The organism is Actinopolyspora sabaoui (genome assembly GCF_051225635.1).
In the GTDB taxonomy this organism is placed as follows: Bacteria; Actinomycetota; Actinomycetes; order Mycobacteriales; family Pseudonocardiaceae; genus Actinopolyspora.
Genome location: NZ_JBMIHH010000011.1, coordinates 152,652 through 168,038, shown reverse-complemented (window position 1 = coordinate 168,038; position 15,387 = coordinate 152,652). Strand labels below are relative to the sequence as shown.

Below are 15,387 nucleotides of genomic sequence, written 5' to 3'. Positions count from 1 at the left end.
GTTCCGCCACCCGAGCACCTACGAAAAGCGACCCGCCGAGCTCACCCCGAAAGGTCAGGAGTCGTGGTGGGGCGGCCTGTTCTCGACGTACCAGGAGTTCGAATCCCCGTTTTCGGAACCGTCACGCTCGTCCGTCGTGGTTTCCGGCAGTACATCGCCGAAGATCTCGTCGATCGAACGGGAGCGGCGCCGCGAAGCCGGTCGTCGTTCGGCCGGATATTCCTGCTGGTTCACGACGCCATTGTCCCGCTCGTCATCACCCGCCGCCACGGAGCCGTCCCCGTGCGCACCTCCGGTGTCCCACAGCGGGAAGTCGTGTGGTGGTTTGTTTCGCCGCGCCCTGGTGTCCGCGGCGGGGCACCGTCCTCAGATGCCGTCGATGCCGGAAAGCTGCTCGATCACGTGCGTGACCAGCGGGGTCAGTGTGGCCATACCGTCCCGGATGGCCGCGCGCGAACCGGCCAGGTTGACCACCAGCGTGCTGCCGGACACCCCGACCAGCCCACGAGAAACCCCGGCGTCGACCGCTCCCGCCGCCAGTCCGGAGGCACGCAGTGCCTCGGCGATCCCGGGAACCGGCCGATCCAGCACCCCGGACGTGGCGTCCGGCGTGACGTCGCGCGGCGATACCCCGGTGCCACCGACGGTGATGACCATGTCAACGCCGCCGATCACGGCCGTGTTCAACGCGTTCCTGATTTCCACGGTCTCACCGGCGACGGCGACACTGCCGTCGACGATGAATCCCGCCTCCTCCAACAACTCGGTCACCAACGGACCGATGGTGTCCTCCTGCTCACTCTGCGCGACCCGGTCGTCGACAACGACCACCAGCGCTCGTCCCAACCGCTGCGCGTTGCGTTCCATATCGCTCACCGTAGCGGCTGACGGATCGTCGTCCGGATCCAGTGGATCCGATGTCCTCACCTCGCGGAGCGGGTGATCTACGACACGACCGTATCGATCGTTCATGGCTGCTCCTGATCATCGGGGGTACGGCGTCGCTACTCGGATCCGTCCGGGTGTTCGAAGGCTCCGGGGACTCGAGGGCAGCGCACCCTCGTCGGAGGCCTCACTGCTCCTGGCCGGTCAGTGTCGCTTCGACCGTGTGCTTGTTGCCGCCCTGCTTGTTGGTGATGGTCAGTGTGACGGTATCGCCCGGAGCGTAGGAACGGATGGCCGCGATCAGCTCGTCACCGCTGGTGATCGTGCGATCGTTCACCTTGGTGATGACGTCGCCACTCTTGACACCGGCTTCGGCAGCCGGTCCACCCGAGGGAACCTCCACGACGAGACCGCCATTGACGTTTCCGACGACCCTCACCTGCACACCGAGCGTGGTGCGAGCGGCCGATCCGTCCTCGATGAGCTGCTTGCCGATCCTGCGGGCGTGGTCGATCGGGATCGCGAAACCGAGCCCCACCGATCCTGCCTGTCCGCTGGAGGAACTGGGGCTGTAGATGGCGGAGTTGATGCCGATCACCCGGCCGTTCATGTCGACGAGCGGGCCACCCGAGTTACCGGGGTTGATCGCGGCGTCGGTCTGCAGCGCGTTGAGCACCGTGGCCTGGGTTCCGCTCTGGCCGCCCGCGCGGACCGGACGATCCTTGGCGCTGATGATTCCGCTGGTCACGGTCCCGGAAAGCCCGTACGGAGAGCCGATCGCGACCACTCCCGCACCGACATCCAACTCGCTCGAGTTGCCCAACTTCGCCGGGGTGAGACCGGTGACATCGGCTTTGACCACGGCGAGATCGGACCACGGGGCAGTGCCTACCACGCTGAGCTGACTGACCTGTCCGTCGTTGAAGCGCGCGACCAGACCACCACCTGCTTGGGAGGCGCCCTCCACGACGTGATTGTTCGTGAGGATGTAGCCGTCCTTACTGATGATGATTCCCGAGCCGGAACCCGAAGCACCCCGAGCGGTCTGTACCTGGATCTGCACCACGCTCGGCAGCACCGTATCGGCGACGGATTGCACCGACCCCGAGGGCGCGCTGCTGCTGTTCTCGGAGGAGGGTGCCTGCTGGTCGAGGGAGGTGACTACGCCGCTGCCCCCGGTGATCTGGTGCACGGCGTAGGTGCCCCCTGCGCCTCCCACGAGGCCTGCCACCAGTGCTAACGCGGTCATACCGACCAGCAGGCGTCCACGAGCACCGCCACGCCCGGATCTCGGTCGCTCCTCGACCGGTGGCTGGGGATACTGCTGGGTGGCGTAGGGGTACTGCTGGGCCGCGTAGGGGTACTGCGGATCGGTCTGGGGTGGCGGTTGCTGCGCGCCGTACTGCCCGGGCTGCTGCGCTCCGCCCGCGGCGGCACCGGGCTGGCCCGCGTACTGGCCGGGATACTGCCCCGGCTGCATCGGCTGCCCGGGCTGGGTGGAGTACTGGCCCGGGTACTGCTGTTCCGACTGGCCGGGGTAGGGCTGCCCCGGGTACTGCTGTGGCGGATTGCCCAGCCCGTGGGGCTGCTGGGCCTGCTGCGGCCCCTGCTGTGGGGTGTAAGGCCGCTGGGGTTCCGCGCCGGAGTACTGACTCCACGATTGTTGCTCGGAGGTCCCGGGCGGCCCGGAGGAGGCAGTGGCTTCCGTGCCGGTGGTGGAACCGGTGGAGGTGGGGTGGTCGGTTCCGGACCGCGGGACTCCCGACTGCCACGTGGTCGACTCTTCGGTGTTGTCCGGTACGGAGCCGGAGGCGTCGACTCGTTGGGTCGACTCCGGCGGCGGCTCCTGGGAGCTTTCCCGAGCTTCTCCAGGGTCCGCCGGGTCCGTGGAAGCGGCACCGGCGGTGCCTTGCTCACCGGACTCCGGCCGAGACGAACCGTACTCTGCCGGTGTGTCGGGACGATCCCGACTCTCGTCGGGAGAACCAGGGTGATTTTCGCTCATGTCTCCACTCTGCGCTATCCGGCTGAGAGTCGCCTGAGATCAGGCTTGGAAGCGAACGATGATTCTGTTCAGCCTTCCCGAACCGGGCGGCCGGGCCGATCAGGACACCTCTCGAAGTCGCTCCGCGACCTGCTCCGGGGTCACATCACTGATCCAGACTCCCATCCCGGACTCCGAGCCTGCCAGGTATTTGAGTTTGTCCGGCGAGCGCAGCACCGAGAACAGGTTCAGGTGCAGCCAGGAGAGATCCCTGCCGAACCGAACGGGTGCCTGCTGCCAGGCCGCGATGTAGGGGAACGGCCTGTCGTAGAGGCGGTCCAGCCTGCGCAACGTGTCGAGATAGACCTCGGCGAGATCATCGCGTTCCTCGGCGGTGAGGGCCGCCAGATCGGGAGCCCGCCGGTGCGGGACGACCATGAGCTCCACGGGCCAACGAGCGGCGGGTGGCACGAACACCGTCCAGTGCTCGGATTCACGGATCACACGTTGCCCGGAAGAGCGCTCGGCAGCGAGTACGTCCCCGAGCAGGTGGCTGCCGTGGGTTCGGTGATGTTCCTCGGCGTTTCGCAGCAGCTGGCTGGTCCTGGGGGTGACGAACGGGTACCCGTAGATCTGGCCGTGCGGATGATGCAGCGTCACCCCGATCTCCTCGCCCCGGTTCTCGAAGCAGAACACCTGTTCCACTCCTTCCACCTCGGCGAGTTCGGCCGTGCGGTCGGCCCAGGCGTCCACCACGGTGCGCGCGTGTCGTGGGGTCAGTGCCGCGAACGAGCTGCGGTGCTCGGAGGTGAAGCACACGACCTCACATCTGCCACTGGCCGGAGCCCGTTGAACCAGCGGATCCGTGTCCAGCACTTCGGCGCCGTAACCACCGGGCGGTTCCTCGGGCGCCGCGAACGAGGGGAAGCGGTTCTCGAACACGGCGACCTCGTAGTCGCCCTCCGGGATCTCGCTGGGTTTGCCCGGCTCACTGGGGCACAGCGGGCACAGATCGGCCGGCGGCTTGTAGGTGCGGCTCTGTCGATGTGCTGCCATGGCGATCCACTCGCCGGTCAACGGATCACGCCGCATCTCCGGTGCCGTGGGTGGCCCGTCTAGTTCACGGAGGTCCTCGGCGGTTCGTTCCGGCGCCGTTTCCTCCGAGTCGAAGTAGATGATTTCCCGCCCGTCGGCCAGCTGCCGCGCGGTTCGCCTCACTGCTCACTCTCCGCCCGCATAGTGTCCTCATACGTGAAATCGGCCGGTTCGCCCCGCTCACCGGAGACGGGAGCGATCGACAGCTCCGCGATCCGCTCTCCGAGCACCCGACGCGCTTCCTCCGGCAATCCGTCGTCACTGATCAGCACGTCCGCCTCCTCGAGGCCGACGATGGTGGAGATACCGACCGTGGACCACTTGGCGTGATCCGCTATCACGACCAGCCGGTTGGCCGCCCGCGCGAGCGCGCGGTTGGTCTCGCTCTCGTCGAGGTTGGGTGTGGTGAAACCGGCACGGGTGCTCATCCCGTGCACTCCCAGGAAGACCAGGTCCAGGTGCAGCGAGTGCAGCGCCCGCACGGCCACCGGACCGACGAGCGCGTCGGAGGGGGTACGCACCCCACCGGTCAGGATCACGGTGCGGTCGGCACGCCCGCGCTGCTGGAGCACATCGGCGATGCGCACGGAATTGGTCACCACGGTCAGATCGGCCACGTCGTCGAGGTGACGCGCCAGGGTCCAGGTGGTGGTGCCCGCGGAGAGCCCGATGGCCGATCCCGGGCGGACGAGCCGCGCGGCCCGGTCGGCTATGGCTTCCTTCTCCTCGGGTTGGTACACCGATTTGGCTTCGAAGCCGGGCTCGTCGGTGCTGCGGTCCAGCACGGAGGTGGCGCCGCCGTAGACCTTCTCGACCGCACCTCGTGCCGCCAGGGTGTCGAGGTCCCTGCGAATGGTCATGTCGGACACGCCGAGACGCTGCACGAGGTCACTCACCTGCACAGCGCCGGTTCTACGAACTTCGTCCAGTATCATGTCCTGACGCTGACGTGCCAGCATCACCACTCCAACCCCGCCGTGTTCGCCGCGAATCCGACGCGAGTGCCGCGGTCGAAATCATCACGAAACCACGCGAACTTGACTCGTCAAGTCAACACAAACCAACAATACCCTACACGAAGCAGCACTGAAACCACACAAAGCCAGCACCATCCCACCGGGTGGACCGACATGCCGGAAGCCGTCCGACGAGCAGCACGGGAAACCGGTACAGCGCTGCCACCGGAAGGGTCCGCGGTGTCCCCGCCGTCCGCGAGCCGCGCTGAGCGGCCCGGGCGAACAGCGGGTCCGCCTCAGTTCGAACGCGCGGGCTACTGGGGATCGAGCTACTGGGGATCGAGCTGCTCGGGACCGGTCTGCTCGGGATCGGCGTGGCCGGGCAGATACATCGAGATCATCGCTCCGCCCTCCGGGGCCTCGCCCGCATCCACGCTTCCGCCGTGCCGCTCGGCCACCTGCTTGACGATCGCCAGCCCCAGTCCTGAGCCGCGCAACGGCCTGGCCTCGGTGGAACGGTAGAACCGCTCGAAAACGTGCCTACGGTCCTCCTCCGGGATGCCCGGCCCGCTGTCGGCGACCTCGAAGACCGCGAATCCCGCGTCCAGTTGCCGGGCCTCCACCCGCACGATCCCCCCGGCCGGGCTCCACTTGGCCGCGTTGTCCAGCAGGTTCAGCACCGCACGTTCCAACGCGGTGGCGTCGCCGAGCATCGACCACTGCCCCAGTCGAACGTCGAACTCCACCTCGGAGGCACGGCGCCTTGCCCGGCTCAGGGCTCGCTCCACGACGTCGACGAGTTCGAGCGGCTCGTGCACCGCGTTCGGCGCGTCCTCCCGAGCCAGCTCCACGAGATCTCCCACCAGCGCGGACAGCTCGGTGATCTGTGCCTGCACGTCACCGAGCATCTCGGTACGGTCCTCATCGGAGAGTTGGGGGCTGCCCGGCCGGTCCGAGGCGATGAGCAGTTCGAGATTCGTGCGCAACGAGGTCAGCGGGGTGCGGAGTTCGTGCCCGGCATCGGCGACCAGTCTTCGCTGCTGTTCCTGGGACTCGGCCAGCGCCCCGAGCATCTTGTTGAAGCTGGTGGTCAACCGTGCCAGCTCGTCATCGCCGCTCACCGGAATCGGACGCAGATCGCCCGTCCGAGCGATACGTTCGGTGGCCGCGGTGAGCCGTTGCACCGGCCGCAGCGCCGTGCGAGCCACGGCGGTACCAGCCGCCGCGGCAAGCAGGATGCCCGCACCACCGATCACGACGAGTACCACGCTGAGCTGGGCCAACGTGGCCTTGGTCGGGGCCAGTGACTGCGACATGACCAGGGCACGATCGTTCCCCGCGGGCAGTGCCACCACCCTGCTGTCGGTGGCGTCGTCGGTACGCAGCGAGGAATCCGTGAGCCCCCGCGCCACGGCCAACTCCGCCCGCCCCCACGGCGGGGCGTTGCCGGGTCCGGTCAGCGCCCTGCCATCGGCGGTGACCAGGCAGATTCGCAAGTTGGCCGCCGCGTAGAAGGCGGCGGGAACCGAACGCAGGTTGGGTTCCAGTACCTGCGGGCCGGATACCGCCTGGCTGGCGCGTTCCCGCAGGTTCTGGTCCACCTGTTCGTAGAGACTGTCCCGAACCGTCAGAAACGCGCCGATCGAGACCAGCGCGACGGCCCCCGCCACGCAGACGGCGGCCAGCAGGGTCACCCTGTTGCGCAGCGAAGCCCGCTGCCATCTGCCGGTCTGTCCCCCGGACGTGGGCGACCCGGTCAGTTCGGAAGGTGGAGGGGCCGGTGTGGTCACGGTGGAGTCTCCCGTAGCACGTAGCCGACGCCACGGACGGTGTGAATCAATCTCGATTCACCCGATGCCTCCGTCTTGCGGCGCAGGTACCCGATGTAGACCTCCAGGGCGTTGCCCGTCGTCGGGAAATCGTAGCCCCAGACGTCCTCAAGCAGCCTGCTGCGAGTGAGCACCTGCTTGGGGTGCCCCATGAGCAGTTCGAGCAGCGCGAACTCGGTGCGCGTCAGGCTGATCTCACGGGTCCCCCGCCGCACCTCTCGGGTTCCGGGGTCCAGTTCCAGGTCGGAGAACCGCAGCGACTCCGGGATTCCCTCCTCGGGATCCGGTGGACTCGCCCTGCGCAACAGCGCTCGCAGTCGGGCGAGCAGTTCCTCCAGTGCGAAAGGCTTGGGCAGGTAGTCGTCCGCCCCCGCGTCCAGCCCCGCCACACGATCCGAAACGGCCTCACGCGCGGTGAGTACCAGGATAGGCAGGTCGTCACCGGTCCCCCGCAGTCTGCGCGCGACCTCCAGGCCGTCCACTTTGGGCATCATGACGTCGAGGACCATCGCGTCCGGTCGCGCGGCGGCGAGCGAGTCCAGGGCCTGCTGACCGTCCGAGGCCAGTTCCACCTGGTAACCGTTGAATTCGAGAGATCTTCGCAATGATTCCCGAACGGCACGGTCGTCGTCGACGACGAGTATGCGCATGTCCCCCAGTCTTACCCGAAGCCCTGAGAAGGAACTGAGAAGTGGGGGTCTCATCACCGGCGAGTCGGGGTTTTATGGCGGGCGTCACAACGGAGCACCATCGAGGACGGCCGTGGCACCGCACGCCGGACCGACCCGGCGGGCGGCGATGGTGTGCGGACTCATTCCCGTCGCGGGGCGCTGGGAATCACACCCGCGGGCACGGCAGGATAGCCGGGATGACAACGGCAGACCGATCCGGCCGATCCGAATCCCGACAGCCGGTATCCGACCTCTACGACGTGATCAACCGTCGCCGCGACGTACGCTCCGAGTTCACCGGCGAGACGATCGATTCCGAGGTGCTGTACCGCATACTGGGCGCCGCGCACAGCGCACCGAGCGTGGGACTCTCCCAGCCGTGGGACTTCGTACTAGTACGCGACGAGGCCACGCGGCGCGCCTTCCGCGAGCACGTACTCGCGGAACGAAGCGTGTTCGCGGCCGAGCTCAGCGGGGAACGCGCCCGGACCTTCTCCAAGATCAAGGTCGAGGGCATCGTGGAGTCCTCACTCGGCATAGCGGTCACCTACGACCCGGAACGCGGGTCACCGGACGTGCTCGGCAGACACGCCATCGCCGACGCCGGGCTGTACTCGGTGTGCCTGGCGATCCAGAACCTGTGGCTGGCAGCCACGGCCGAAGGACTCGGTGTGGGGTGGGTAAGCTTTTACCGGGAGGAATTCCTGCGCAGACTGCTGGACATCCCGTCGGGCGTCCGACCTGTCGCGTGGCTGTGCGTCGGGCCGGTTCGCGAGCTCGCCGAAACCCCTGACCTGGAACGGCACGGCTGGCGCAACAGGCTCCGGTTGGAGGATGTTGTACACGACGGGAAGTATCGTCACGATTTCACCCGGTAACCTGTTGCTCGAAGAGCAGGTAGTCGAAGCGGAGGCTCCGGGTGCCCGACCCTCGCGGGTTCGGTGAGAACCCGCAGCGCCGCGATCTGCGAGTGCGAGGACGCCGTGGAACAGGACGATCCGCTGTTGGCGGGCCGGATACCCGAGCAGGACCGTCAAGTACGGCTGTTGCTCGACTCCGGCCTGATCGAACAGTGCGAGGCGGCCTTCGACGATTCGGTGGCCAGCGCACCGAACCTGGTCGGCAGTGAGTGGAACCGCCCCATCGTGCTCGTGAACCGGGCGATCCTCGCCTGGCGGTTGGGACGGATCTCGCTGGCCCTCGAACTCGCCGCGGACGCCTGGACCGAGCTCGACGCGGAGAAGCACCGCGACGCGGAGACCGCCCACGCACTGAGCATGCTCGGCTACCTGCTCGAAGGGCACAGCGCCCCCGCACTCGAACTGCTCAGCAGGGCGGTGCGGATCGCACGGGAAGTGGGCGAACCGGCCACGCTCGCGCACTGCCTGCTGCGGGAGGGGGGCACACTCGCGGCACGGGTGCTCGTCTCCGGGGTGTCGGTGGAACGCTACCTGTCCGACTCACTGGTTCGGTTCGACGAAGTGTTCCGCCTGGCAACACAGGGGGCGGTACATCGCCGTGCGCTGGCCAGCAGCGGCCGGGTGCTGGTGGCACTGGAGGAGATCGACACCGCGCGGCAACGCGCCACCTCCGCACTGGCGGAAGCCGAGAACGCCGGGGACATGTACGCGCAGTCCCTCGCCAACTGGACGCTCGCCGAGGTGTGCAGGCGGCAGAACCAGCTGGAGCATGCGAGGACGTTGGGCAGTCGTGCGCTACACCAAGCGGAGACGGTCAGGGAAACCATGCTGGTCAACCGCATCTCCACCGACCTCTCCGCGGTGTGTCAACGCCTCGGCGACCACGTGGGCGAGGCCACCGCGCTGCGGCGAGCGGTACGTGCGGCCAACGAAACCATTCATGTGCTGCAGGAGGGTCTGGGTCAGGCACTCGAACAACGCCGCATCGCGGTGCACGCCCAGCGCAAGGCCAACGCGGCCGAGGCCGCGGCGCTGCGTGACCCGCTCACCGGACTGGCCAACAGGTTGGGGCTGGAACGTTACGCACCGACGCTGCTGGAGCGCAGCGCCTCCCATGGCGGCATCCCGTGGCTGCTGTTGCTGGACGTGGACTGGTTCAAGGACGTCAACGACGGTGCGGGGCACTCGATGGGCGACGCCGCGCTGCGGGAGGTGGCTTCGCTGCTGCGGGCCGAATGCCGCGCCGAGGACCTGATCTGCCGTTGGGCGGGTGACGAGTTCGTGGTGGTGCTGGCCGCCTACTCCGGGGACTCACGTACGGCGGGGCCCGCCGTGGCCGAACGCATCCGAGCGGCGGTGGACGGGCACGGCTGGCGACAGGTTCTCGGCGAGGTCGAGCAACCCCCCACCGTGAGCATCGGCGCGGCGGCCGGTCCGGCCAGACTGGAGGAACTGTTCACGGCTGCCGACGTCGCGCTCTACCGCGCCAAGCACGGCGGGCGTAACCGCGTGGAGGTCGACGGCCCGGAGCGCCGCGAGCCCCTGCCCGCCGATTGAGGCGTGATCGGCACACCACCCGCGGCGTGCCGCGCGGCGGTAGGATCGGAGCTCATGGGCGTGACGGACGAGCCGGAACGCTCCGGCGAGAACGGTTCGTGCCGCCTGCCGTCGGATACAATCCGGGCATGGAGCCGGGAGCCGGGAGCCGGGAGCCGGGAGCCGGGAGCCGGGAGCCGGGAGCCGGGAGCCGGGAGCCGGGAGCCGGGAGCCGGGAGCCGTGGGGCACCGTTCCGGTACGGCGCCGGGTGCTGGGGCTCGTACGCAACCTGACCGCGTTGGACCGGCTCGGTGACGTGCTGCCCGTGCTCGCCGACGATTTCCGCGTGGAGACCCGGTTCGCCCGTGCCGAGGGGTCGGCGTTCGACAGCGACCTGTCCGCTCACTTCCGGCGGGCCGGGATGCGCGTGATCCCCTGGCAGCGGGCGAGCGCCGCGGAGTTCGATCTGGCGATCTCCCCCAGCGGCAACGGTGCGCTGCACGAACTCGACATGCCGGTGCTCACGCTCTCGCACGGGGCGGGCCACCACAAGCACCGTCCCGCCGCGAGCGGGTTCACCTCGGAGGTGGCCGGACTCTCTCATGATCAACTGCTGCGGAACGGGGAACCGGTTCCCACCGCCGTCTGCCTGACGCACCAGGACCAGCTCTCCCTGCTCGGCAGTCAAAGCCCGCGGTTGCGGGAGCGGGCAGGCGTGGTCGGGGATCCCTGCTTCGACCGGCTGCGGGCCAGCCTCCCGGCTCGGGAACGTTACCGGGATGCGCTGGGCGTCGGCGACCGTGAACTGGTCGTGCTCGCCTCCACGTGGGGTGAACGAGCGCTGTTCGCCCGCCGCCCCGAGCTGGCCGCAGAACTGGTGGGTGCGCTGCCCGCCGAGACCCACACGATCGCGCTGGTGCTGCACCCGAACGTCTGGGACATGCACGGCCCCTGGCAGATCGAGCAGTGGACCAGGCGGGCCAGGGAAGCCGGGCTGGTGCTGGTACCGCCGGACCGGGGATGGAAGGCCACCCTGGTCGCGGCGGACACGGTGGTGGCCGATCACGGCTCCCTCGGGCTCTACGCGGCGGCCCTGGGAAAACGACTGCTGTTGGGCAGTTTCGGAACTCAGGAGATCGTGGCGAACACCCCGAGGTACCAACTGGGCGAACGTGCCCGCCATCTGACGGGCACGGCGGAACTGAAGGAGCAGATCACGGCGGCGGCACCGGTTCCCGGACACGAGAAACTGGCAGCCGAGACCTTCGCCAACCACGACCGGGCGGCAGGCGAGTTGCGGCGCGTCGTCTACGAACTGCTGGACCTACCCGAGCCCTCGTGGCGGGCCACCGCTCCCCCGGTGGATCCGTTCGTCCCCGAGTGAATCACCGGGGCATGCGGCCCGGGGCATGCGGCCCGGGGCATGCGGGCCGGGGCATGCGGGCCGGGGCATGCGGCGGGGTTCTCCGTTCTCCTCCCGGTCGCCGCCCCGGGAAGCCCGCCAGGGCAAAAGAACGGGGACTCCGATCATTCCGTTCCGGCTCGTAGTCTCTCGGCTTTCGGGCTGCCCGCGCGTTCGTAGATCGCGACGGCCTCCCGCAGGCACTTCTCCGCTCGGTCCCGCTCACCGAGCTCGCGCAGTGAGGGGACCAGACACTCGAACGGCGCGGCCAGTTCGAACAGCATTTTCTCGTCGTCTTCGTCCGAGTGGTGGGAGCTCAGTTCGGCAACGGCTCGTTCCAGCTGCTCGACGGCCTGTCGGTGCAGTCCCATGCGCTGCCGGACGACTCCGGTGGTCAGCTTCACCTTGGCGGAGGTGCGCCGGTCGTGCGGGAAGTCCGCGAGGCGTTCCGCCGCGGTCGCCAGGTACTCCAGGGCTTTCCCCTGCTCGCCGAGTCCACTGTGGGCCTGGGCCAGGAAGTGCTCCACCAGGGCCATGCCCCGAGGTTTTCCCAGTCGCTCGCTGATCTCCCACGCGGAACGGAACAGTTCGACGGCGGGCTCGTAGTGCTCCTGCTCCAGGTAGACCCGCCCGTGGAACTCGTAGGCCGAGGCGAGTACCTGGCGGTGCCCCGTGTTCGCGGCTGTCTCCCGCGCTTCGAGGGCCTGCTCGTGCGCCTCGACGAACCGGTGGGACTCCATGAGCAACCTGGTGCGCAGGATCCGCATCCTCGCCTCCGCCAACGGCTCGTTCTGCCGATCCGCCGCCTCGATGGCCAGCTCGAAGGCTCGCAGTGTCTCCTCGTAGTGCTTGTGATGGTTGTGCAGTGTCCACAGTGCGCCGTCACAGAGCGCGAGTACGCTTTCGTGGTCACCGCATCGGCTCGCGTGGTGGACCAGCGCGACGATGTTGCCGAACTCGGTCTCCAGCCAGCGCAACGCGGTCGGTTTGGTGAAGGGGTTCTCCTCGGAGGTCACCAGGTGCTCGTCACCCGCCACACGCAGCCTGCTCGGCTCCATCACCGCCCGATCCGCGTGGGCGCCCATCCGGCGGTACCGCGTGATCAGGCGGCGGTGTGCCCGCTCGGCGTCCCCGGGGGCGAGCGCTCCGGCGTGTTCGCTCGCGTGGAGCCGCACCAGATCGTGCAGGTGGAAGCGCCCCGGCTCGGACTCGCGCACCAGATTGGCCGCGTGCAGCTCGTAGAGCAGGTCCTCCGCGTCGGCGGGTTCGGCGTCGAGCAGCGCGGCGACCGTGGCGGTGTCGAACGTGCGGCAGGGAATCGCGCCGAGCAGTCGGTAGAGCTCGACCTGCTCGGGCGGAAGATCGGTGACCGCGAGTTCCAGGGTGTCCCGGACCTCGGGGTTGTCGAGCAGAATCTCGCGGCCGTGAGCGGGGTCGGCGAGCCAGTCGGCCGCGCGTCGCGGTGTCCAGTGTTTGAGTCGCCTGATCTTTCTGCCCACGAACTCCAGCGCCAACGGGGTGTGCCCGCAGAGTTCGACGAGCCGTTCGACATCCGGGTCCGTGGCGGCCAGATCCGTGTCGGTGATGCGTGCGAGCAGCTCGATCGCGTGGTCCCGGGAAAGCGGTTCGAGGTCGAGCGAGCTCACACCGTCGGAGGAGAACTCGGCGGCACCGTGTTGACTGGTGAACAGGATCATGCTCTCCGGGGCCGCGAGCCGCAGATCGAGCAGCCAGCGTGGGTGCACCAGTCCGTCGAAGACGAATCCCATGCTGCGACCGCGGGTGCGATCACGCAGCAGCTGCAGCGCGTCCTGATCCGCGGCCGGTAGCTCTCGTTCGGCCGTGCCCAGCTTGCGCAGGCACGAACGCGCCAGCTCGGCGGAACCGGACACCGGATGCCCGTGCCAGTCGGTGTAGCAGAAGCCGTCCTCGAAACGCTCGTGCACCTGCCAGGCGAAACTCCGCGCGAGCGTGCTCTTGCCGATGCCGCTGAGGCCGCACAGCGCGATCAGGACGGCACCGGATCCGGAGTCGGACGAGCGGTTCGCGGCGGAGGAGCGTTCGAGGACGCTGTGCAGCGTGCGGTGCTCGTGCTGTCGGTCGACCAGCAAGGTCGGCTCGGCCGGGATGCTCACCGGGCGCTCGGGCGGGCGGGCGGCGGCTCCGTGGAAGTGCAGGTGCTGCTCGAAACTTTCCACTCGACCGGCCTGCACCACGTGATGGGCCTCGCCGTGGTACTCGTTCGTCATGGTCACCCCAGTGCCATCGTCACGCACACGGTAGCGGCAAGTCGACCATACGCGTACGCCGCTCCGGAAGATCGACAGCGGGTGCCGGAACCGGGGCGCACAGCCGCCGCCGGGGCCGGTGTCGAGGACGTCCACCGGGCCGGTATCCTTTGGTGCGGATCGGCACGTACCGATCCGGCGGACAACCGAACAGGCCCTCGTAGCTCAGGGGATAGAGCACCGCTCTCCTAAAGCGGGTGTCGCAGGTTCGAATCCTGCCGAGGGCGCACAGTTTGACCAGCGAAAACGACTTTTCGAGGTCGAGAGTTCGAAGTTCGTGGGCATGGTTGTGGGCATAAGTTGCCCTAGACTTGATGTCCATGGCGACTCGTAAGCGCCGCTCGCGCGGCAACATCGAGGAACGTGGCGACGGCTTCCGCGTCCGGGTCTACGCCGGTGTCGATCCGCTGACGGGCAAGCAGCACTACCTCAAGGAAACCCACGGCAGCTACCGCGAGGCCGAGAAGGCGCTGACCCGGCTGCAGAACCAGGTCGACGAGAAGCGGCACCCGCGCAGCAACGTCACGGTCTCGCAGGTGCTGGAGCAGTGGCTGGAGGTCGCGCGGCACGAGGACAGCACCCGCGAGCGCTACCAGGACCTGATCCGGCTCTACATCGAACCGACCTTCGGCGCCACGGCCGCGGCGAAAATCGACGCCGAACTGCTGGAGCGCTTCTACGCCCGGCTGCGGGACTGCAAGGACCTGTGCGGCGGTAAACGCGCGAAAGACCACGAGTGCACACCATTGGCCGCGAACACCGTACGCAAGATTCACTTCATCTTCCGCTCCGCCTTCGACCGGGCGGTGCGCTGGCGCTACCTCTCGGTCAACCAGGCCGAAATCGCCCAGCCGCCATCGTTCGAACGCAGCGAACCCGACCCGCCGTCGGCCGCCGAGGCCGCGAGTCTGCTGCGGGAAGCCTCGGAGGATCCACAGTGGTGTCTGCTGCTGTGGCTGACCATGGTCACCGGCTGCCGCCGGGGTGAGTTGTGCGCGCTGCGGTGGGGCGATGTGGACCTCGCGGCAGGGATGCTGTCCATCGAGCGCAGCTACTCGAAGACGCGCGAGCGTGCCCGGGAGAAGAGCACCAAAACGAGGCAGCGTCGCCGCATCGCGCTGGACACGCACACCGTCGAACTGCTGCAGGAGCATCGAGAGCAGGCGCGGTCGAACTGCGCCGCCCTCGGCACGGGTTTCGACGACAACGCGTTCGTCTTCAGCACCGAACCCGACGGGTCCGCTCCGCTGCTGCCCCGCAGCGTCAGCCAGCGCTACCGGCGCCTGGCCCAACGCCTCGAACTGCGCAGCACCCGGTTGCACGCACTACGGCACTACTCCGCCACGGAGTTGCTGGCCAACGGCACCGACCTGCGCACCGTGGCCGGTCGCCTCGGCCACGTCGACGGCGGCGTGACCACGCTGAACACCTACGCCGGCTGGGTCACCGAAGCCGACCGCAAAGCGGCCGACACCATCGCCGACACCGTCCCCAGACCCGAGCCCGCCAGCCGCCGGCCCCGCAGCCCCTACGAACACCTCGCCGCCGAACTCCGCGACGCCATCACCACCGGCACCTACTCCCCCGGCGACGAACTCCCCACCGTCACCGACCTCGCCGCCACCCATGGCCTCTCCACCGGCACCGTGCAGCGAGCGATCACCCTGCTCCGGCAGGAAGGGCTCATCGACGTCGCCCGCGGACGACGCGCGACAGTTGCCGATCAGGGGCCCAGCGTAGCTCGCTAGACACACAAATCCTCGAGCTTTGTTCGAAGTGAAAATATCTAACCCAGTGAGCGTGCGAGGACCTGTTTGAGT

At 68.3% G+C, this 15,387-nt stretch carries 12 protein-coding genes and 1 tRNA gene; 5 read left to right on the top strand and 8 right to left on the bottom strand.

Features of this window, described 5'->3' with window-relative positions:
* Positions 1-54: 54 nt before the first annotated feature.
* From ACOQFL_RS19825 to ACOQFL_RS19795, 7 genes are all read right to left on the bottom strand, one after another.
* Entirely contained in the window at positions 55-234 is a 180-nt protein-coding gene (locus ACOQFL_RS19825) for a hypothetical protein (RefSeq protein ID WP_435545690.1), read from the bottom strand.
* A gap of 132 nt (positions 235-366) precedes the next feature.
* On the bottom strand, positions 367-867 hold the full coding sequence (locus ACOQFL_RS19820; RefSeq protein ID WP_435545726.1) for a MogA/MoaB family molybdenum cofactor biosynthesis protein: 501 nt from the start codon (positions 865-867) through the stop codon (positions 367-369).
* 205 nt (positions 868-1,072) lie between these two features.
* Positions 1,073-2,890, bottom strand: a complete 1,818-nt coding sequence (locus ACOQFL_RS19815) for a S1C family serine protease (protein WP_435545689.1) — start codon at positions 2,888-2,890, stop codon at positions 1,073-1,075.
* 99 nt (positions 2,891-2,989) lie between these two features.
* Positions 2,990-4,087, bottom strand: coding sequence for a galactose-1-phosphate uridylyltransferase (gene galT / locus ACOQFL_RS19810; protein ID WP_435545688.1), 1,098 nt, complete (start codon positions 4,085-4,087; stop codon positions 2,990-2,992).
* Positions 4,084-4,923 (bottom strand): DeoR/GlpR family DNA-binding transcription regulator, encoded by an 840-nt coding sequence (locus tag ACOQFL_RS19805; protein WP_435545687.1) that lies wholly within the window; start codon positions 4,921-4,923, stop codon positions 4,084-4,086. The genes galT and ACOQFL_RS19805 overlap by 4 nt, the downstream gene beginning before the upstream one ends.
* A gap of 326 nt (positions 4,924-5,249) precedes the next feature.
* Positions 5,250-6,710, bottom strand: coding sequence for a sensor histidine kinase (locus ACOQFL_RS19800; RefSeq protein WP_435545686.1), 1,461 nt, complete (start codon positions 6,708-6,710; stop codon positions 5,250-5,252).
* On the bottom strand, positions 6,707-7,399 hold the full coding sequence (locus ACOQFL_RS19795) for a response regulator transcription factor (protein ID WP_435545685.1): 693 nt from the start codon (positions 7,397-7,399) through the stop codon (positions 6,707-6,709). The genes ACOQFL_RS19800 and ACOQFL_RS19795 overlap by 4 nt, the downstream gene beginning before the upstream one ends.
* Positions 7,400-7,617: 218 nt before the next feature.
* On the opposite strand from ACOQFL_RS19795, the gene bluB reads away from it, so the two are divergent.
* The 3 genes from bluB to ACOQFL_RS19780 all read left to right on the top strand — a co-directional run bounded on the left by bluB (position 7,618) and on the right by ACOQFL_RS19780 (position 11,261).
* On the top strand, positions 7,618-8,298 hold the full coding sequence (bluB, locus tag ACOQFL_RS19790) for a 5,6-dimethylbenzimidazole synthase (RefSeq protein WP_435545684.1): 681 nt from the start codon (positions 7,618-7,620) through the stop codon (positions 8,296-8,298).
* A gap of 105 nt (positions 8,299-8,403) precedes the next feature.
* The gene (locus ACOQFL_RS19785) at positions 8,404-9,897 is read left to right on the top strand and encodes a GGDEF domain-containing protein (protein ID WP_435545725.1); all 1,494 of its coding nucleotides are present in this window, start codon (positions 8,404-8,406) and stop codon (positions 9,895-9,897) included.
* Positions 9,898-10,025: 128 nt separating this feature from the next.
* Positions 10,026-11,261: a hypothetical protein gene (locus tag ACOQFL_RS19780; RefSeq protein ID WP_435545683.1), complete on the top strand. Its 1,236-nt coding sequence runs from the start codon at positions 10,026-10,028 to the stop codon at positions 11,259-11,261.
* Between the two features lie 143 nt (positions 11,262-11,404).
* Here ACOQFL_RS19780 and ACOQFL_RS19775 read toward each other — a convergent pair whose 3' ends face one another.
* On the bottom strand, positions 11,405-13,528 hold the full coding sequence (locus ACOQFL_RS19775; RefSeq protein WP_435545724.1) for an NB-ARC domain-containing protein: 2,124 nt from the start codon (positions 13,526-13,528) through the stop codon (positions 11,405-11,407).
* Between the two features lie 193 nt (positions 13,529-13,721).
* Here ACOQFL_RS19775 and ACOQFL_RS19770 point away from each other — a divergent pair.
* A tRNA-Arg gene (locus ACOQFL_RS19770) sits at positions 13,722-13,794 on the top strand.
* A 93-nt stretch (positions 13,795-13,887) separates the two neighbouring features.
* A complete protein-coding gene (locus tag ACOQFL_RS19765; RefSeq protein ID WP_435545682.1) occupies positions 13,888-15,315 on the top strand; it encodes a tyrosine-type recombinase/integrase in 1,428 nt (475 codons plus the stop codon).
* Positions 15,316-15,387: the final 72 nt, after the last annotated feature.